The 18,943-nt window shown below is 67.4% G+C and carries 17 protein-coding genes; 10 read left to right on the top strand and 7 right to left on the bottom strand.

Translation table 11 applies throughout. The features are described 5' to 3' along the window. Positions 1-82 precede the first annotated feature (82 nt). The gene (locus tag Amac_RS22585; protein ID WP_155356368.1) at positions 83-862 is read left to right on the top strand and encodes an electron transfer flavoprotein subunit beta/FixA family protein; all 780 of its coding nucleotides are present in this window, start codon (positions 83-85) and stop codon (positions 860-862) included. An 11-nt stretch (positions 863-873) separates the two neighbouring features. Further along, the gene (locus Amac_RS22580; protein WP_155356367.1) at positions 874-1,827 is read left to right on the top strand and encodes an electron transfer flavoprotein subunit alpha/FixB family protein; all 954 of its coding nucleotides are present in this window, start codon (positions 874-876) and stop codon (positions 1,825-1,827) included. A 62-nt stretch (positions 1,828-1,889) separates the two neighbouring features. Here the strand turns inward: Amac_RS22580 and Amac_RS22575 are convergent, their stop codons facing one another. The 3 genes from Amac_RS22575 to Amac_RS22565 all read right to left on the bottom strand — a co-directional run bounded on the left by Amac_RS22575 (position 1,890) and on the right by Amac_RS22565 (position 5,384). Continuing rightward, complete coding sequence (locus Amac_RS22575; RefSeq protein WP_155356366.1) at positions 1,890-3,068, bottom strand: MFS transporter; 1,179 nt, start codon at positions 3,066-3,068, stop codon at positions 1,890-1,892. A gap of 602 nt (positions 3,069-3,670) precedes the next feature. Continuing rightward, positions 3,671-4,189 (bottom strand): TetR/AcrR family transcriptional regulator, encoded by a 519-nt coding sequence (locus Amac_RS22570; RefSeq protein WP_155356365.1) that lies wholly within the window; start codon positions 4,187-4,189, stop codon positions 3,671-3,673. A 40-nt stretch (positions 4,190-4,229) separates the two neighbouring features. Beyond that, entirely contained in the window at positions 4,230-5,384 is a 1,155-nt protein-coding gene (locus Amac_RS22565) for a cysteine desulfurase family protein (RefSeq protein WP_155356364.1), read from the bottom strand. Positions 5,385-5,611: 227 nt separating this feature from the next. Here Amac_RS22565 and Amac_RS57380 point away from each other — a divergent pair, with 227 nt between their 5' ends. After that, positions 5,612-5,734 (top strand): hypothetical protein, encoded by a 123-nt coding sequence (locus Amac_RS57380; RefSeq protein WP_281356321.1) that lies wholly within the window; start codon positions 5,612-5,614, stop codon positions 5,732-5,734. A gap of 492 nt (positions 5,735-6,226) precedes the next feature. On the opposite strand, the gene Amac_RS22560 is transcribed toward Amac_RS57380, so the two are convergent. Further along, positions 6,227-7,255: a DUF695 domain-containing protein gene (locus Amac_RS22560; RefSeq protein ID WP_155356363.1), complete on the bottom strand. Its 1,029-nt coding sequence runs from the start codon at positions 7,253-7,255 to the stop codon at positions 6,227-6,229. A gap of 152 nt (positions 7,256-7,407) precedes the next feature. Here Amac_RS22560 and mnmA point away from each other — a divergent pair, with 152 nt between their 5' ends. Beyond that, the gene (mnmA, locus tag Amac_RS22555) at positions 7,408-8,484 is read left to right on the top strand and encodes a tRNA 2-thiouridine(34) synthase MnmA (RefSeq protein ID WP_281356320.1); all 1,077 of its coding nucleotides are present in this window, start codon (positions 7,408-7,410) and stop codon (positions 8,482-8,484) included. 52 nt (positions 8,485-8,536) lie between these two features. Here the strand turns inward: mnmA and Amac_RS22550 are convergent, their stop codons facing one another. Further along, positions 8,537-9,166 (bottom strand): MBL fold metallo-hydrolase, encoded by a 630-nt coding sequence (locus tag Amac_RS22550; protein WP_155356362.1) that lies wholly within the window; start codon positions 9,164-9,166, stop codon positions 8,537-8,539. 19 nt (positions 9,167-9,185) lie between these two features. Between Amac_RS22550 and Amac_RS22545 the strand changes: the two genes are divergently transcribed. The 5 genes from Amac_RS22545 (at position 9,186) to Amac_RS22525 (ending at position 14,044) form a co-directional block, all read left to right on the top strand. Further along, positions 9,186-10,187, top strand: a complete 1,002-nt coding sequence (locus Amac_RS22545) for a methionine synthase (protein WP_246268582.1) — start codon at positions 9,186-9,188, stop codon at positions 10,185-10,187. Positions 10,188-10,250: 63 nt separating this feature from the next. Beyond that, on the top strand, positions 10,251-10,658 hold the full coding sequence (locus Amac_RS22540) for a hypothetical protein (RefSeq protein ID WP_155356360.1): 408 nt from the start codon (positions 10,251-10,253) through the stop codon (positions 10,656-10,658). A gap of 126 nt (positions 10,659-10,784) precedes the next feature. Next, a complete protein-coding gene (gene ligA / locus Amac_RS22535) occupies positions 10,785-12,971 on the top strand; it encodes an NAD-dependent DNA ligase LigA (RefSeq protein WP_155356359.1) in 2,187 nt (728 codons plus the stop codon). A 220-nt stretch (positions 12,972-13,191) separates the two neighbouring features. Further along, the gene (locus Amac_RS22530) at positions 13,192-13,665 is read left to right on the top strand and encodes a hypothetical protein (protein WP_155356358.1); all 474 of its coding nucleotides are present in this window, start codon (positions 13,192-13,194) and stop codon (positions 13,663-13,665) included. 118 nt (positions 13,666-13,783) lie between these two features. Then, positions 13,784-14,044, top strand: coding sequence for a hypothetical protein (locus Amac_RS22525; RefSeq protein WP_155356357.1), 261 nt, complete (start codon positions 13,784-13,786; stop codon positions 14,042-14,044). Between the two features lie 306 nt (positions 14,045-14,350). Here the strand turns inward: Amac_RS22525 and Amac_RS55290 are convergent, their stop codons facing one another. Together Amac_RS55290 and Amac_RS22515 are read right to left on the bottom strand one after the other, a co-directional pair. Next, complete coding sequence (locus Amac_RS55290) at positions 14,351-14,833, bottom strand: hypothetical protein (RefSeq protein ID WP_218041224.1); 483 nt, start codon at positions 14,831-14,833, stop codon at positions 14,351-14,353. Positions 14,834-15,071: 238 nt separating this feature from the next. Continuing rightward, positions 15,072-16,475 carry a glycoside hydrolase family 6 protein gene (locus Amac_RS22515; RefSeq protein ID WP_155356356.1) on the bottom strand — a complete coding sequence of 468 codons (1,404 nt, stop codon included), beginning with the start codon at positions 16,473-16,475 and terminating at the stop codon, positions 15,072-15,074. A 325-nt stretch (positions 16,476-16,800) separates the two neighbouring features. Between Amac_RS22515 and Amac_RS22510 the strand changes: the two genes are divergently transcribed. After that, a complete protein-coding gene (locus tag Amac_RS22510) occupies positions 16,801-18,864 on the top strand; it encodes a putative bifunctional diguanylate cyclase/phosphodiesterase (protein WP_155356387.1) in 2,064 nt (687 codons plus the stop codon). Positions 18,865-18,943 lie beyond the last annotated feature (79 nt).

Genomic DNA, 18,943 nt, shown 5'->3' with positions numbered 1-18,943 from the left:
CCGGTAGGAGGTTTGTGATTAAGCTACTCGCGGGTAACATGCGATCAGAGCCACACGGAATACGGGAGGTCGGCCACCGGCCATGAACATCGTCGTCTGCGTGAAGCAGGTCCCCGACACGGCGACCGAGCGCAAGCTGCGGTCCGATGACAAGACGCTCGACCGGGACGCCGCCGACGGCGTCATCAACGAGCTGTGCGAGTACGCGGTCGAGGAGGCGCTGCGTCTGAAGGAGGCCCACGGTGGCGAGGTGACCGTGCTCACCATGGGCCCCGACAAGGCCACCGACACCATCCGCAAGGCCCTGGCCATGGGCGCCGACAAGGCCGTCCACCTGGTCGACCCGGCCCTGCACGGCTCGGACGCGCTGTCCACGTCGTATGCGATGGCCCAGACGCTGAAGAAGATCGGGTTCGACCTGGTCATCCTCGGCTCCGAGTCCACCGACGCAAGAACCGGCATGCTCGCCGCCATGCTGGCCGAGCGGCTGGGCACCCCCCAGCTCACCCTCGCCAACAAGGTCGAGATCTCCGGGACGGGGATCACCGTGCAGCGGGTCACCGACTACGGCTTCGACAAGGTCGAGGCGTCGCTGCCGGCCGTGGTCTCCGTGGTCGAGAAGATCAACGAGCCGCGCTACCCGTCCTTCAAGGGCATCATGGCGGCCAAGAAGAAGCCGGTGCAGACCTTCGGCATCGCCGACGCGGAGATCGACGCCGCGCTCGTCGGCGTCGCCAACGCGTGGAGCGAGGTCGCCGACTTCGCGGTCGCGCCGCCGCGCGCGGCCGGCACCGTGGTGAAGGATGAGGGCGACGGCGGCGTCAAGACCGCCGACTTCCTCGCGTCGAAGAAGTTCATCTAGGGAGGGGTGGCATGGCAGAGATCCTGGTGCTCGTCGAGCACGTCGACGGAGACGTCAAGAAGGTCACCCTTGAGCTGCTGACTCTTGCTCGCTCGCTCGGCGAGCCCGCCGCCGTCTGGGCCGGTCCTGGCTACTCCGAGATCGCCAAGGGCAGGCTCGCCGAGTTCGGCGCGGAGCGGGTGTATGTAGCGGATTCGGCCGACATCGTGGACTACGTGGTCGCGCCGAAGGCCGAACTGCTGGCCTCGCTGGTGGCCTCCCGGTCTCCGGCGGCCGTGCTGGTCGCCTCGACGGCCGAGGGCAAGGAGGTCGCCGGGCGGCTCGCCGTCAAGACCGACTCCGGCGTGATCACCGACGCCGTCGGGCTGGGTGAGGGTTTCATCGCCGATCAGTCCATCTTCGGCGGTGGCGTCAACGTGCACAGCCGGGTGAGCAAGGGCACGCCGATCATCGCGGTCCGTCCCAACTCCACCGCCCCCGTGCCCGCCCCTGGCGCCGCTGTCGAGGAGAAGGTGGACGTCGCCCTGACCGACGCGGCGCGCGCCGCGAAGATCGTGGAGCGGGTCAAGCAGGAGAAGGGCGCCCGTCCCGAGCTCACCGAGGCCGCCATCGTGGTCTCCGGCGGGCGCGGTGTCGGCTCCGGCGAGAACTTCGCCATCATCGAGAAGCTGGCCGACTCCCTCGGCGCGGCCGTGGGCGCTTCCCGCGCGGCCACCGACGCGGGCTGGTATCCGCACGCCTTTCAGGTCGGCCAGACCGGGAAGACGGTGTCCCCGCAGTTGTACATCGCGGCGGGTATCTCCGGGGCGATTCAGCACCGGGCGGGTATGCAGACCTCGAAGACCATCGTGGTGATCAACAAGGACCCCGAGGCTCCCATCTTCGAGATCGCCGACTTCGGTATCGTCGGCGACCTCAACCAGGTGGTTCCCCAGCTCACCGAGGAAATCGCGAAGCGCAAATAGCCGGTTAACGGCGCCGCTCCCACCGGAGCGGCGCCGTTTCCTTTTGTACGGCGCTTGTTCGGTCATGCCGCGATCGGCACGCGTTCGTCGGCCGGTTCGATTCCTGCTGTACGGGATCGGGGGAGGAAGCGGGCGGCCACGGCGATGAGCACGCCGAGGACGACGGCGGTGACCATGGCCAGCCGGAGGGAGGTCGCGCCGGAGAGGAAGCCGATCAGGACCGGGCCCAGGAGGAGTCCGGCGTAGCCCATCGCGCCGGTCTGGGCGATGGCGGGGCCGGGGGTGGCGGATGCCGTACCGGCCAGGGACAGGGCCATGGGGGAGATCATCGCTACGGCGATGCCGACGAAGAGCATGCCGGCCACCGCTACCACGGGGGAGGCGACCAGGATGACCGCGCCGTAGGTGGCCGCGGTGGCGAGGCCGGAGAAGGCGATCAGGCCGGGGGCGCCGAACCGGAGGCGGAGCCGGTCGCCGGAGAGGCGGCCGAGGAGCATGCCGCCTTCGAAGATGGGATATCCGAGCGCGGCCAGAGCTTCCGGGGCGTTGAGTGAGTCTCGGAGGTAGAGGCCGTTCCAGTCGGCGACGACGCCTTCCACCATGAACGCGCCGAATGTGATGACGCCCAGGAGGTAGACGACACCGGGCAGGCGCTGCCGGGTTCCGGCCTCCGCCGTGCGGATGCGGTCGTTCAGGTAGAAACGGCTCAGCACCATCGAGGCCGGGAGCGAGATGAGGGCGATCAGCAGGATGTGCGCGGTGAGCGACAGTCCGGCGGCGATCGCGGCGGTGCCCAGCAAACCAGCGGAGATGGCGCCTACGCACCATCCGGCGTGCATTCCACTCAACAGCGGCCGACCGGCACGGCGTTCGACCGCGGACCCCTGAGCGCTCATGGCCACATCCACGGCCCCGAACGCCATCCCGAAGACGACGGAAGCCACCACGAGCACCGGAACCGACCAGGCGAACGCCACCAGAGCCAGCGTTCCCGCGCAAAGCGGCGCGGAGACGCGCAGAACACCCCGGCTGCCGACGCGCCCCATGATCCCGCGCATCGCCTGCATGGTCACCAGGGCACCAAGCCCCCAGGCAAGCAAGACGATCCCGACCTCCGCCTCGGACATACCGAGTTTGTCGGTCAGCGCCGGAATCCGAACGGTGTACGTCCCGCACATGACTCCAGCCAGGACAAAGGTGAGGATCGCCCCTAACCGAGCAGTCCTCAGGACGCGCGTCATTACAAGCTCCTTTCATGATCGGCCGAGAACTCAGCCGCGAATTTGTGATGGTGATGGGGGATATGCGCTGTCAAAACGCGCGTTAGATCGACTTATTAATTTGAAGTCGTGATCTCGACTACCGCGGTGGTGAGTCGCGTGGTCGGCGGTTATGTGGCTGTCTATGCGCGATCTAGACAGTTGTGGCGGCGAACTGCCTGGTCGGCGGTTGTGTGGCTGTCTGTACGCGATCTGGACAGTTGTGGCGGCAACCTGCCTGGTCGGCGGTTATGTAGCTGTCTATGCGCGATCTAGACAGTTGTGGCGGCGAACTGCCTGGTCGGCGGTTGTGTGGCTGTCTATGCGCGATCTGGACAGTTGTGGCCGTAAACCGCCTGGTCGGCGGTCATGCGGCTGTTTACGGGACGGGTTTCTCGCGAATGCAAGGCGGTTTCTGGTTAACAGCACACCTGCAAAGGGTGCCGCTGCCGCACTTGGCGCCGGTGCGGCGAGAACTATCACCTGCGTGAACGGCGCCGGATAACGGTGAGCAACCCGGCGACTCGGTCATCCTGTGAGGTGACCTCCAAGATGATGGGCACGCGATGGTGTGATCGTTCGAGCTAATGCACGAGGGAGAGAAGGCGCTCGCGGAGCCCGGGGAAGTCGCCTTGGTGGGGGCGGCCAGGGTCGAAGATCGTGGGGCATTGGGTGGCGGCTTCCCAGACGCCTTCGCATGCCAGCCGGACGATCCGTGACAGCACCGGGTCCGGCTCGGTGGCCAGGTCGTGGGTGTGCCAGCGGGCCATGGCCTCGCGGAGGGGCACCAGCAGGGCGGGGTCGCCTGCGGCTCCGGTGGCGACGGCCCAGCGCCTGAGCCGGCCGCTCTGGACGGCGACGAAGGTGGCTCGCACGTATGCCCGGGTGTAGCAGGTTTCGTCCTGAGCCGCGACGAGCGCGTCGAAGTCCGCGATGAGCCGGTCGATCATGCCTGCGACCAGGGCGTCCTTGGTCTTGAAGTGGTAGAGCAGGCCACCTTTGCTGACCCCGGCACGCTCGGCGACCGCGGCGAGGGTGAGCGCCTGAGAGCCGTGGTCGGCCAGCAGGCCTTCCGCAGCGTCAAGTAGCTCGTCCCTTTTCATGCCCTTTACTGTACCGTCTGGACGGTTAAGTCACAACTCATTAGGTGAGGCCGGCGCGGCGGGCGCGCTCCACCACCACGGCGATGACGTCGGCCACGCGGTCGACATCGGACTGGGTGGAGGTGTGGCCGAGGGAGAAACGCAGCGAGCCGCGTGCCCGGGTGGTGTCCTGGTCCATGGCGAGCAGGACATGGGACGGCTGGGCCACCCCCGCCGAGCAGGCCGAGCCGGTGGAGCATTCGATGCCCTTGGCGTCCAGGAGCATGAGCAGGGCGTCGCCTTCGCAGCCCGGGAAGGTGAAGTGGGCGTTGCCGGGGAGGCGGTCGATCGGGTCGCCGTTGAGGATGACGTCGGGGACCGCCTGCCGTACCCGACTGACCAGGTCGTCGCGGAGTGCGGCCAGGCGCGGGGCCTGCTCGGGGCGGCGGTCCACCGAGGCCTGTACGGCTGCCGCGAAACCGGCGATAGCGGGCGCGTCAAGAGTGCCAGAACGGACATCACGCTCCTGGCCGCCGCCATGGAGCACCGGCACCGGATCGACGCCACGCGCCAGCAACAGCGCGCCGACCCCCATCGGGCCGCCGACCTTGTGCCCGGAAATGGTCATCGCGTCCACCCCGGACTCGGCGAAGTTCACCGGCAGTTGAGCGATCGCCTGGACCGCGTCCGTATGGAGGGGAATGCCGTGCGCGTGCGCGATCGCCGCCAGCTCCGGCACCGCCTGAATCGTGCCCACCTCGTTGTTGGCCCACATCACGCTGACCAGGGCGACATCATCGGGATTGGCGTCAATTGCCGCCCGCAGCGTGTCCGGATGCACCCGCCCCTGCGCGTCCACCGGCAGCAACTCGACAACCGCCCCCTGGTTGTCGGCCAGCCAGTGCGCCGGATCCAGCGCCGCATGATGCTCCACCGCGCTGATCAGAATCCGAGGCCGCTTCCGCGCCCAGAACAACCCCTTAATCGCAAGATTGTCCGCCTCGGTCCCTCCCGAAGTGAAAACCACCTCACTGGGCCGGGCCCCCAACGCGCAAGCAATCGTCTCTCTTGACTCCTCCACCACCCGTCGAGTCCGCCGCCCCGCCGCATGCAACGACGAAGCATTCCCCACCTGGTTCAACTCGGCCACCATGGCGCCGACCGCCTCAGGCAACATCGGCGTCGTCGCAGCATGATCCAGGTACGCGGTCCCCACGACCCCTCCGTCCAAAACGCACAACCAATCAAGCGTACTGTGACCCGCTCCCTACATCCGAGCCGGGCAGCGGGCGCGAACCCGCACCGCCTGTTCGATCGGACCACTCACCTGACGATTCAGGCTCGAGCTGGCCCTGGTCACCCGGCCTCCTGCCGGGCTTTCATGGGCGTGGAAGCATCACGCGGCAGGCGAAGACGACTGCCTCGACTATCAGGGGGAACTCCATGACGAACCTCGGGCCAACTGAGTTACTGGTCATCATCCCGGCCATCGCGTTCGTCGTCGCAGTCATCGCCGGTGTCGTGTTTGTACTAAGACTCGCGATGCGCGGCAAGAAGGGGCAGTAGTCGAACAGGACTAGGTTCGCCCGGCTGTTCGAGGTCGTCATGGAGCATCGCGGTGATACCCGGCATCGCCACGATCCCGGCCCACGCGGCCACCGCGATCGCAAATGAACGTCTCGTTTACTGAGATGTCGGCGATTAACACCAGCCGCCTAGAAGGACGGGATGATCTACGACGGTCCGGATTTCAAGATCTGGGCGGTCACCACTGATTCCGGCGGCACTGCAGTCACCACCTGCGCGTACAACGAATGGCCTGACGGCTCCTATGCCCACTTGTGAACTGTGATCGTTTAGCTAGCCGGTCACACCGTGGCTGGCTCGTCCTTGCGGGTCGCCGTCCTGGTTCCTACCGCATGTAACCGCCCCACCGCTCGCGCACCAGCCCGTACCGCCAGGGAAGCGCAACCCGGCAGCCGCGACGTCCACGTTCGTCGGTAAGGCCCTTCCTTGCCCGGCATTGACAAGCGGAGAACCCCTGTCAGGTCACGGGAATTAGGTCAAGAAGTGGGCTACGGCTGACCAGGATGGGTCGTCGTTGATCGTGATGCGGGGGCGGCCTTCGGGCCAGGTGAGGGTTTTGAAGGTGGGGGCGGTGTTTTCGGTGGGGCTGGCGTAGATGTGGTAGGTGCGGGTGTTTTCGGTGGTGAGGTGGGCGGCTAGGACGGCGTTCTTGGTGAGGGTGGCGGTGAGTTGGGCTTCGAAGGTGGTGAGGGTGGCGAGGGTTTCTGGGGTGGGGAGGCCGTCGGGGTCGCTGGCGCGGTAGGGGACGGTGATGGCGATGTGCTGGTCGAAGAGGGGGTAGTCGACGGGGCGGAGAGGGAAGCGGGCGGTGGCTTTGAGGGGTTTGCCAGTGCCCGTCTGGCCTTCCATGAGGATCCAGCGGTCGGCGGGGAAACTTTGGGCGACGTCCGCGACCACGCCGGGGAGGTGGATGGCGGGGATGGCGTCGATGGGCTCGAATTCGGCGGCGATGATGTCGCCGATCCAGCGGGCTACCTCGTCTTCGCCGAGAAGCCAGTCGAGCGCGAGCAGCGTGGTCTCCATCCGCGTCTCATCGTCGATGTCCTGAAATATCGGGTGATATGCGGAAACGTTCACCCGGGGCGTACCAGGCGGAACCCGCACCCCCAGCACGAACCGATCCATGCCGAACTGATGTCCGCCCACATCGATGGTCAGGCCGAGCGCCTGCGGATTGGCCTGACGCGACGGATGGAACTCCCACCGCTCGTCGGCAGCGGGCCCCGCCAGCGCCCACCGATGCGCGAACGACCGCAACTCCGGATTACCCGCCGCGCTCACCACCAGCGCGTGCCGCGCCGCGAGCCCCGGCGCGACCTCCCAGATCAGCGACGCGTCCAGCGCGGTCACCGCGGGCCCGACCAGCTCGGCCAGTTCCCCCGCCTCACCCGCGTCCACCAGCACGTCCACCCGAGGCCGAGCCTCGTCCCACCAGGTCCAGAAGGCAGCGATCAGCGCACCCGGATCCACCGGCTCGCTCTTGCGCCCGAACAGTCGCATGGGCAGCAATCATCCCAGCCGAACCATCCCCCTGCCAACGCACCCCCGACCAGCCGGATCCCCAGCCCGCGAGGCGTCGTGATCCGTGGAATCCCCGGCGGACGGAAAACCCCGGCGAGTGACTCCGGTGGGAGCGGTAACCTCGAATTGTTATGGGAACCTTGCGTGTGCTCGCTGCCATGTCGGGCGGCGTTGATTCAGCGGTCGCGGCGGCCAGGATCGCCGAGGCGGGTCACGATGTGACCGGCGTTCATCTCGCGCTGTCCGCCAACCCCCAGTCGTACCGGACCGGAGCCCGCGGCTGCTGCACGGTCGAGGACTCCCGCGACGCCCGCCGCGCCGCCGACGTGATCGGCATTCCGTTCTACATCTGGGACATGGCCGAGCGTTTCCATCGGGACGTCGTCGAGGACTTCGTCAGCGAGTATGCCGCCGGCCGCACTCCCAACCCGTGCCTGCGCTGCAACGAGAAGATCAAGTTCGAGGCCGTCCTGGACCGGGCGCTGGCCCTTGGTTTCGACGCCGTCGCCACCGGTCACCACGCCCGTCTGGCGGATGGCGTCCTGCACCGTTCCCCCGACCAGGGCAAGGACCAGTCGTATGTGCTGGGCGTGCTCACCCGCAAGCAGCTCAGCCACGCCATTTTCCCGCTCGGTGACTCCACCAAGGCCCAGGTCCGCGAGGAGGCGGCCCGCCGCGGCCTCACCGTCGCCGACAAGCCGGACAGCCACGACATCTGCTTCATCGCCGACGGCGACACCCGCGCCTTCCTCGCCGACCGCCTCGGCTCCGCCGAGGGCCCGATCGTCGACGCTCTGACCGGCGAGACCGTCGGCACCCACCCCGGTGCGTACGGCTACACGATCGGCCAGCGCAAGGGCCTGCACCTCAACCGCCCCGCCTCCGACGGCAAGCCCCGCTACGTCCTGTCCATCGAGCCCGTCTCGAACACGGTCACGGTCGGCCCCCGCACGTCCCTCCAGGTCACCTCCATCACCTGCGACAACCCCCTCTGGAACGGCCCGGCCGACCCGCCCGCCGCGCCGTTCGCCTGCCACGTCCAGCTCCGCGCCCACGGCGAGGTCTACCCCTGCCAGGCCCAGCTCTCCGGCGACCAGCTCAACATCCACCTGACCACCCCCGCCACCGGCGTCGCCCCAGGCCAGGCCGCCGTCCTCTACACCGGCGACATGGTCATCGGCTCGGCCACCATCTCGTCCGCCTCCTGATACGCCTGGCTACACCGCCTGCTCCACCCGGGTCTCAGCGCGTCCTCGCAGGTCAGATCTCGACGGAGTCGCCGACCGGGATGCGGCGCATGTCGGCTTTTTGTTTCTCGGCTTCTTTGGTCAGCCAGGTGTCGATCAGGAGCTGGCCGTACTCGTTGACGAGGCCGTCGTGGGTGGAGTAGGCGCGGGCCGGCCGGATGGAGCGGAGATATTCGATCATTTCGTAGGCCTTGAGCCAGGGGGCGTTGGTGGGGACGAGGAGGGTGGGAACGTCCACGCCTGGGGGCGTCAGAGCGTCGCCGGGGTAGAAGACCTCCTCGTCGACGAAGAAGCCGACATTCTGGACGATCGGCAGGTCAGGGTGGTTGGGTGCGTGCCATTCGCCGATGGTCTTGACCGTGAAACCCGCCGTCTCGAAGCTGTCGCCGTCGCGGACGACATGGATTTTGGCGGGGACGTCGGTGAGCTGGTCCGCCACCGCCTGGCAGGTCCAGATTTCAAGGTCGGGGGAGGCGCCGCGGAGCGCGGTGACGTCCAGGTGGTCGAAGTGCTCGTGCGTGATCAGGACGGCCTTGGCGTTGTCGAGAAGGCCCGGCCCGCTGAAGGAGCCGGGGTCGATGACGAGGGTGGAGCCGTCCTTCTCCAAGTGCCAGCAGGCGTGACCGAACTTAATGAGCTTCATAAGTCATAAGCTAGAACCTGTGAGTGACAATCCCTGGAACGAAGGCTCGGCGACGGGGGTCGGGTCGCATCCAGGCGAAGATGTCCTGGTTGCGCTGAAGACCGTGTTCGACGAGCTGCCAATGCCGTACCTGCCGGAGCTGCCCGGCCGGGGAGTCGGCGCGGACCTGATCGGGCGGACGGCGTCGCTGCTGGTCGAGCTGCCCGTCGAGGTGCAGCCGTCCGGGTGGCGGTTCAGCGACCGGCCCGGCCGGGATTTCAAGCGCGCTCGCGATCACCTGCTGCGCGACCTGGACATGCTGGAAGAGATGTCGCAGGGGTATTCGGGGCCGTTCAAGATCCAGGTGTGCGGGCCGTGGACGCTCGCGGGGAGCATCGAGCTGCGGTATGGCGACAAGACACTCGCGGACAAGGGCGCGGTGCGGGATCTCGTCGATTCGCTCGCGGACGGACTCGCCGCCCACGTGGCGGACGTCCGGAAGCGGGTTCCGGGGGCCGAACTGATCGTCCAGGTGGACGAGCCGGGGCTGCCCGGGGTGCTGGCGGGAACCGTGCCGACCGCGTCCGGATTCGGGCGGGTGGCAGCCGTGGAGGCCTCCAGTGCCGCGGACCGGCTCGGACGGGTGCTCTCGGTCGCCGACTTCCCGATCGTGCACTGTTGCGCGCCGCACGTGCCTTTCTCCGTTCTGCGTACGGCCGGCGCCCGCGGAATCTCGTTCGACACCGCCCTGATGAGACGCACGGACGAGGACGAGATCGGTGCCGCGATCGAAGCGGGAACCGCCTTATTACTCGGCGTGGTCCCGGGCGTGGACACCCGCCTGCCCGCGGTGGACGCGGTCGCGAAACCGGCGGTCGAGCTGTGGCGACGGCTCGGGTTCCGGCCGGAGACGCTGGCCCGGCAGGTCGTGCTCACGCCCAGCTGCGGGCTGGCCGGGGCGTCGCCGGCTTACGCGAAGGCCGCGTTGATCCGCTGCCGGGAAGCGGCGCGCGTGCTGCGTGAGGATCCAGAGGCCGAGTAGCCGGCCGCAAGCCGTCTGCAAGCGGGTGCCCGTATCTCTTGATTCGCAGCGAAGGAGAGATACATGCGCGCACTCGTCAGTGCCGGGGTCGCCGCCGCGACTCTGGTGGGAGTTCTGGCCTCCCCGGCGAACGCTTCCGATACGTGGCATTGGGGACCCACGTATTCCACGGATGGCAAGGCCAAGGTGACCAGCGGGAAGATCGTGACCAGGCCGGGGGGCCTCAGGGTCACCGGCAGGCTGTACGACGGGTCCGGTTCCGGGCCCTGTTCCTGGATTCGGTTCAGATACCTCACGGACAACGGCGAGAAGGTCTACAAGAGCTACAAGAACTGTTCGGCCGGTTATCGGAAGATCACGCTGAACACCGGATTCGTCCTGTCCATCGAGGCCAAGGTGTGCCGGGGCACCGCAGTGAAGATCACCGGTAAGTGCTCCGCCTATGAGGGGGTCTGGGCACAGGGCGGGTGAGAGCGAGGGGCCGTGCCCGCCGTCCTCGGGGCACGGCCCCTTCGTCAAGGTCCGGTCTTGGGAGGGGCGAATGTCAGTGCCCGGCGATACCGTTCTCCTGGGATTGGACGAGGAGGGGAGACGCGCATGACGTCGCCTGAAGGTGTGTCCGGGGAGCTGTCCGAGCGCCGCGGGCGGCATGCGGAGCTGACCGAGCTGGTCGAGCAGGCCAACTGGCGCTACCACGTGCTCGACTCGCCCACCGTCAGCGACGCGCAGTATGACGCGTGGATGCGGGAACTGCGGGCGATCGAGGAGGAGTTCCCCGAGCTGCGCACGCCGGATTCGCCGACGCAGAAGATCGGCGCGCCGATCTCCACCGATTTCGCCGCGGTCACCCATCTGCAGCGGATGGAGAGCCTGGACAACGCGTTCAACGCGGCGGACCTGGCCGCGTGGCAGGCGCGGGCGGAGCGGCTGGCCGAAATCGATCCCGGGCCCTACCTGTGCGAGTTGAAGATCGACGGGCTGGCCATCGCGCTTGTCTACGAGAAGGGGCGGCTGGTGCGGGCCGCCACCCGGGGAGATGGGCGCACCGGGGAGGACGTGACGCCCAACGTGCGCACGGTCCGGGGCGTGCCCGATCGGCTGTCCGGGGATGATGTGCCCGACCTGGTCGAGGTCAGAGGCGAGGTGTTCCTGCCGGTCGCGGGCTTCGAGAAGCTCAACGAGCAGATCATGGACGCGGGGCGGCAGCCGTTCGCCAATCCCCGGAACGCGGCGGCGGGCTCGCTCCGGCAGAAGGATCCGCGGATCACCGCCCAGCGGCCGCTGCAGATGATCGTGCACGGGGTCGGGAAGTGGGAGGGCGCCGCGCCCCCCAAGACCCAGTCGGAGATGTATGACCGGTTGCGGTCGTTCGGGTTGCCGGTCAGCGATCTGTATCGGGTGGTTCCCGGGCTGACCGAGGTGCAGGAGTTCATCGATCACTACAACGAGCATCGGCATGACCCGGCGTATGAGATCGACGGCGTCGTGGTAAAGGTCGATCGCATCGACGTGCAGCGGCAGCTCGGGTCGACCAGCAAGGCGCCCCGGTGGGCGATCGCGTACAAGTATCCGCCGGAAGAGGTCACCACCAAGCTGCGCGACATCCAGGTCGGAATCGGCCGGACAGGGCGGGTCACGCCGTACGGGGTGATGGAACCTGTGGTCGTGGCGGGGTCCACTGTCGAGCGGGCGACGTTGCACAACGGTTCGGAAGTGGTCAGGAAGGGCGTGCTGATCGGGGACACGATCGTGCTCCGCAAGGCGGGCGACGTGATTCCGGAGATCGTCGGGCCGGTCTCCGATCTGCGGGACGGCACCGAGCGGGCGTTCGTGATGCCGACCCACTGCCCCGAGTGCGGCACCGAACTCGCGTACGAGCGGGAGGGCGACGCCGACCTGCGCTGCCCCAACACCCGCGCCTGCCCCGCCCAGCTGCGCGAACGCATCTTCTTCGCGGCCGGTCGCAACGCCTTCGACATCGAGGGCCTGGGTTACGTCGCGGCGACCGCGCTCACCCAGCCGCTGCCCCCGCAGGAGCCTCCCGTCCGCACTGAGGCCGACCTGTTCGATCTCACCATGGACCGGCTGCTCCCCATCAGATCGATCGTCCGCGACCAGGACACCGGCCTGCCCAAAACCGATCCGGAAAACGGCGAGCAGAAGGTGGTCTCCTTCTTCGCGACCATCGCCGGAGCGCCCAGCAAGAACGCCGAGAAGATGCTGGAACAGCTGGAGCTGGCCAAGGCGCAGCCGATCTGGCGTGTCCTGGTGGCGCTGTCCATCCGCCACATCGGCCCACCCACCGCCCGCGCCCTGGCCGACGAATTCCGCTCCATCGACGCCATCGCCGCCGCCTCGGAAGAGGAACTCGCCGCCGTGGAAGGCATCGGCCCCCGGGTGGCCGCCGCCATCAAGGACTGGTTCGCCGTCGACTGGCACAGTGACATCATCAAGCGCTGGAAAGAGGCGGGCGTCCGCATGGAGGACGAACCCCCCACCGACCAGGGCCCCCAAACCCTGGAGGGCCTCACCTTCGTCGTCACCGGCACCCTCACCGCCTACACCCGAGACGAAGCCTCCGCCGCCATCACCACCCGAGGCGGCAAAGTAACCAACTCCGTCTCCAAAAAGACCTCCTTCTTGATCGCCGGCGAAAACGCAGGCTCCAAACACGACAAAGCCACCAAACTCAACGTCCCCATCCTCGACGAGGACGGCTTCACCACCCTCCTGACCGAGGGCCCTGAAGCCGTCACTCCCGAAGCAGCTCCGCCGGAGGACTAGCAGCACCAGACGGCTCGCCGCTGGGTCGGCGGCCTCCTCCTTGTACGGTCGGAGGGATAGACCCTTGTGCGTCGAAGGACCCCCGCTCTCCTGCACCTTGGGTGCCGCCTCCTAGCTACCAGCCGGACTTCGCGTAAATCAGGTGTGATCCTAGGCAGGATCGTGGGTATTATCTTGTGTGTGAAAGCAGGCATCATCATGGCGAGAGGGGTGATCCCCGTTGAGTGACATCGTCTACCAGGCATCGGATCTAACGGGGAAGAAGCGCGTGGAATTCATCAATGAGGCCCATCATGATCGAGCTCGACTCCGATCCCCTGACGGGACGAGCCTGGTTATGCTGCGCGAAAGCAAGCTGGACCTTCTGGAAGCGCTGGCCAAATGGGGTGAAGCCCATGTAAAGCTCAGCACGCTGCTACGGAGATCTACTGGAGCCCTCACCGCAACAGCTCTGGGTGAACTGGCGTGGTTGCGATCGTTCGATCGGGATGACCTCGAAGAGTTTCTGTGCGAGCTTCAGGATGCGATCATCGCAGCTCGCGCCGACGAGGACACGGCCGTGCTTGATGAGTGCATCCAGGCATGGAGAGCAACTGCGCGCCAGCTGGCGGACCCGCTTCGTCGTTCAGTTCTCCTCGGGCCGCATCTCTCCGAGGACTTCGTCGAAGCAGGAAAGCCTAGTGACGGGGAGTAGCGGTGCCTACCGGCCCATGGTGCCGGCTCGACGACCTGGCGGGAGACCGGGGGAGCGGCCGGACTACCGGGTGTTGGTGCACCGCAAGTTTCTGGACCATTGGGGCAGGCTAGTGCCCATGGTCGGGATCAAGGCAGCGCAGCAGTTCTGGGACCATGTGTCCCAGACTCCAGGTGAACCGGACCCTATTGCCGCGACCTGCTTTCTTCGAGGTAAGGCAGGAAAACCGAGAGGGGATGGATGGTCTAGAACCATCCATTATGAGATTAGCGGTGCAGGTCGTATCGACTATCAGTACAACGACACATATAAGACGTTCCCAGACGGCGACGAGCACAAGGTCGTGGCGATCCTCACCATCAGCTACAGCAGCCACTAGCCAGGATATCGAGGGCTGCCAAACGTGACCGGAACCGCTGGAGTCGTGGATCGGGGTGAATAGAAGGTCACCTGTTCCGCCTTCCGCAGAACGCCGCGTCGGCGACGACGCGCCCGAGGAACTCGCCGACTCACCACTGGGATGGCGATGATCGCGGTCAAGCGGCATGATGCCTCGACGCGAGGTTTCTGTGATGAGTGCGCCAGGCCGGCTAAGTGCTCACCGATCTGGCGAAGGAGCCGGTGAACGGAGCCGCGGTGCTACGCGCAGGTTGAAGGTGAGCACGATCCCCACGCTGGCCTGTGGTCAGGCCGAGGGTGATGAATAGGGCGATGGCGAAGGAGTAGCGGTCCAGCAGGGTGCGTGTGCTCCAGGCGTAGAACGGTGCATGGCCGCGAAGTAGGTGAGCGCGCCGGTGGCCAGGCTTATCGCCCACACCCGCCATGGCGCCCGGGCGTGCACGCCGCTTACGATCACGGCGGCCAGGCCGAGGGGCGCCAGCACGAAGGGGAGCAACTTCGAGGGGAAGAAATCGTCGGGCGGTGCCGCGCCCGCGGTCGTGGACTTGACCAGGGCGAAGCCCGCGCCGGTGAGCACGATCGACAGGTGGGGACGCCGCAGGAGCAGGTTGAGCAGCGGCGGTGCGACTACCAGCCCGGCCACGTCGCTCAGCTTGCCGGTGAGCAGGCCGGGCCAGAGCGGCTTGAGGATGTGGTCGTTGACGGCCAGGACCAGGGTCGCGAGCACGGTCAGCGGATGCCCGATCCACGCCAGCGCCGATTTCCTCATATTTCAGGAGATGCGGAAGGGGTGGGGTTCGTTCGCGCCGAGCCGATTCCGTGATCAACCTGCCATCAGGCGTTCACCGGCTCCGTACCAACCCGGCTGCGTTCATAGGCACCAGCGTGCCCTCGTCCGGGAGACGAAGCGGGGAGACGGCCAGAGGCCACCCGGCGCCGAGTTGGTGGCGGGGCCGGGTGGCCTCTGGGGGCGGTCGCGCTCAGGCGTACCAGCCGCGGGAGGGACGTCAGGTGGAGGTGCAGGTGAGGGTGGGGACGGAGTTGGTGCCGTTATGGGTGCCGTTGAAGCCGAATGAGGTGCTGGCGTTGACGGCCAGGTTGCCGTTGTAGTTGAGGTTGTTGACGGTGACGTTGCCGCCGCTGATGGTGTGCTGGCCCTGCCAGAGCTGGCTGATGCCCTGGCCGTTGGTGAAGGTCCAGCGGACGGTCCAGGCGGTGGTGGCGACGGAGCCGCTGTTGCGGACGGTCACGGTCGCGCCGAAGCCGTTGTTCCACTGGTTGGTGATGGTGTAGGTCGCGGTGCAGGCCTTACCGCCGGTCGGGGAGGGCGACGGGGACGGCGAGGGGGAACGCGACGGGGACGGGGAGGGCGACGGAGAAGGGGAGGGCGACGGGGACGGCGAAGGTGAGGGGGAGCGGGACGGTGAGGGCGACGGGGTGTTGGTGGGCGGCGGGGCGGCGATGGCCAGGTCGTAGGCGCGCTGCGGGACGAACTGCCCGGCGCCCGCGATGCAGCCGTCGGCCTCACCGGGCAGCTTGATCCAGAGGAAGGCGTCGATCGCCGAGTCCCCCGTCACGTTGGTGCTCCACGTGCCGGTCGCGCGGCCCGCGGGGTCGCACCACTCGCTGCCGAGCGGCCCGTTGCCGTTGCGGCTGGTGTCGATGACGGCCTTGAGGCGGCTGATGCCGGTGGCCTGGATGATCGCCTTGGCGTACGCGATCTCGGTGCTGCTGGAGCGGTAGTTGGAGACGTTGACCGAGATGCCGTCGGCGCTGTTGGCGATGTCGGCGGCGACGAGCCGGTTGGCGGCCTCACCCGCGCCGAGCCAGGCCGAGTGACCGATGTCGAAGTAGACCTTGGCGGCGGCGGAACCGGCCTTGAGCTTCTTGCCGGCGTAGGCCATGGAGGCCCGGGTCTCGGCCTGCTGGGCGCTGCTCTGGCAGTTGGTCATGATCGGCAGCACGTCGGGTTCAAGGATGATCGACGCGGGCCGTCCGGCCAGGCCGGCCGCGATCTCGTCGATCCAGGCGCGGTAGGCGGTGTGGTTGGGCGCGCCGCCGGTGGAGGCGCCGCTGCAGTCCCGGTTCGGGATGTTGTAGACCACCATGATGGGGATCTTGCCGGCCGATGCGGCCGCGCCGACGTAGGTGCTGACCTCGTTCCGTACCGTGGAGGTGTTGGTGGTGGTGAACCAGCGCCCCTGCGGGACCGCGGCGATCCGGTCGCGGATCACGGCGGTCTTGCTGTCGTTCGGGTTGGCGGCCACCCAGCGCGCCGCGTTCGTCTGGGGGTCGACGTAGAACACTGAGTCCGCGGCATTCGCCGCGGAGCCGGTGAGCACGGCGGCACCCATCCCGAGTGCGGTGGCCGCGGCGATTGCGGCCACCGTCAGGGGCCTTTTACGAAACATGAGGTCTCCGTCCCTGAGGAGTGGGAGCGCTCCCACTAATCTGCAGGGATCTAATCACCAGATCGTAGGGACTTGAAGCCTCAAGGCAATATGGCTGGAGGTCCAACTTGAAACCCCCTGGCAACGCGCTCGAAACAGGTATCCGGTCATCTGAAACTTTCACCCCCAAGAGCCCAGATGCCGAGAAGCCACGAAATATCCAGTAACGGAACGTGCCCAACCGGTTTCGCGAAGTGGCCCAGAGGCCGTACCCTCCCATAGTGACCTCTTGGGGGGTTTCTTGCCGATGACAGCAATTGCGCGCCATCTCTCGCCATGCCATGAGATGGCGGATCCGGCCGACACGCGGGACACCGGACCGCGCCTCGGCTCACCCCTGTGGATGTACTTCACCGCGGTGATCACGATCGGTCTCACGGCGCTGGTCGTCACGCAGATCCGGCTGGGCTTGGGCGAGTTCACCCAGCTCGCGGGGACCGCGCTGTTCTGGATCCTGGTCGTGCTGGTGGTCCTGGGCGAGCTGCGCCCGGTCATGGTCAGCTCCTCCGCGATCGTCGGCGGCACGCCCACCTCGACGCTGTTCACCTTCGCCGTCCTCATGCACCACGGCCTGTCCGCGGCCGTGCTGGTGCAGGCGGTCGCGGTGGTCGTCAGCGGCCTGGTCCATCGCCGCTCCTGGCACCGCATCGCCTTCAACATCGCCCAGATAACCCTGGCCTGTACGGCTTCCGCCGTCGTCTTCGGCGCGTTCGGCATCCATCCGCGCCCCCTCGACACCTGGACCCCCGAGGGCACCGACATGCCGTCCATCGCGCTGGCGGGGCTCGCGTACTTCACGGTGCGGGGCCTGCTCGTCTGCAGCGCGGTCGCCCTGCACGAACGCAAATCGATTATCCGGGTGATCAAGGCCTCAATCGGCCCGCAAGCCCTCGTCTACGGCGCGCTGCTCGGCCTGGCCCCGCTCGTGGTGGTCGTGATGGAACACTCCACCGGCCTGGTGCCCCTGTTCGTGGCCCCGCTGGCGGCCGTCTACTTCACCGCCACGCTCTCCATGCGCCGCGACCACCAGGCCATGCACGACAGCCTGACCGGCCTGCCCAACCGCAAGATGCTGATCCTGCGCACCGAGGAAGCCCTGGTCGAGGCCAGGGAGCACGAGCGGGTCGGCCTCTTCCTGCTCGACCTCGACCGGTTCAAGGAGGTCAACGACACCCTCGGCCACCCGGTCGGCGACCTGCTGCTCCAGATCGTCGCGCACCGCCTCACCCACAGCGTGCGCCCCGGCGACGTGGTCGCCCGCCTCGGCGGCGACGAGTTCGCGGTCCTGCTGCCCTCCATCCGCGACGGCCACGCCGCCAAGGAGGTCGCCTCCCGCCTGCGGGTCGCGCTCACCGAGCCGGTACGCCTGGAGGGCATGACCTTCGACCTGGACGCGTCCATCGGCATCGCGCTCTACCCCGATCACGCGCCCGACTTCGAACTGCTGCTCCAGCGTTCCGACGTGGCGATGTACATGGCCAAGGAAGGCCGTACCGGGGTGGAGTTCTACGTGGCCGAGCGGGACCGGAACTCGCCGGAGCGCCTGAGCCTGCTCGGCGATCTGCGCCGGGCGATCGACCGGGACGAGCTGGACCTGCACTACCAGCCGAAGGTCTCCCTGGAGGACGGTCGGGTCGAGGGCGTCGAGGCGCTGCTGCGCTGGTGGCACCCGGTGCGCGGCCCGATCTCGCCGGTCGAGTTCATCCCGCTGGCCGAGCAGTCCTACCTGATGCGCGAGCTCACCCAGCACGTCATCGACAAGGCCCTCGACCAGGCGGCCCGCTGGTGGCACGACGGCCTGCCGGTGCCCGTCTCGGTCAACGTCTCCGCCCGCGACCTGCTCGACTCCGGGCTTCCCGACCAGCTCTCGGCCGGTCTGGCCCGGCTGGCGCTCCCGCCGAACGCGATCCACCTGGAGGTCACCGAACGCATCCTGATGACCGACCAGGCCTACTCCGCCGACACCATCCGCACCCTGGCCGCCCTCGGCGTCCCGCTGGCCCTGGACGATTTCGGCACGGGCTACTCCACCCTGGTACGGCTCCAGCGCCTCCAGGTCGACGAAGTCAAGATAGACGCCTCTTTCGTGCGAAAAATCGGTGAATCGCCGGATGACGAGAGGATCGTGCGGTCGATCATCGACCTGGTGCGCTCGCTCGGCCTGCGCGCGGTCGCCGAAGGGGTCGAATCCGCGGAGATCGCCGCCCAGCTTCGGGCCATGGGCTGTGACGCGGGCCAAGGCTGGTGGCTCGCCGAACCGATGCCCGCCACTGAAGCGGGCGTCTGGCTCCGCGCCCGGCTGCGGCTGCCCCTTCACAACTCCGAACTGGCAATGGACAGCTCAGCCTGAGCGAAAGCGAGAAGCGAGTGCCTGAGCCGCGCCCCTAGGATGGCTGTTGTCCACACGTCCATTCAGAAACGGGTTCGAG

The organism is Acrocarpospora macrocephala (assembly GCF_009687865.1).
Taxonomy (GTDB): domain Bacteria; phylum Actinomycetota; class Actinomycetes; order Streptosporangiales; family Streptosporangiaceae; genus Acrocarpospora; species Acrocarpospora macrocephala.
The sequence above is the reverse complement of the archived record's forward strand: the minus strand, read 5'-3'. Positions and strand labels throughout refer to the sequence as shown.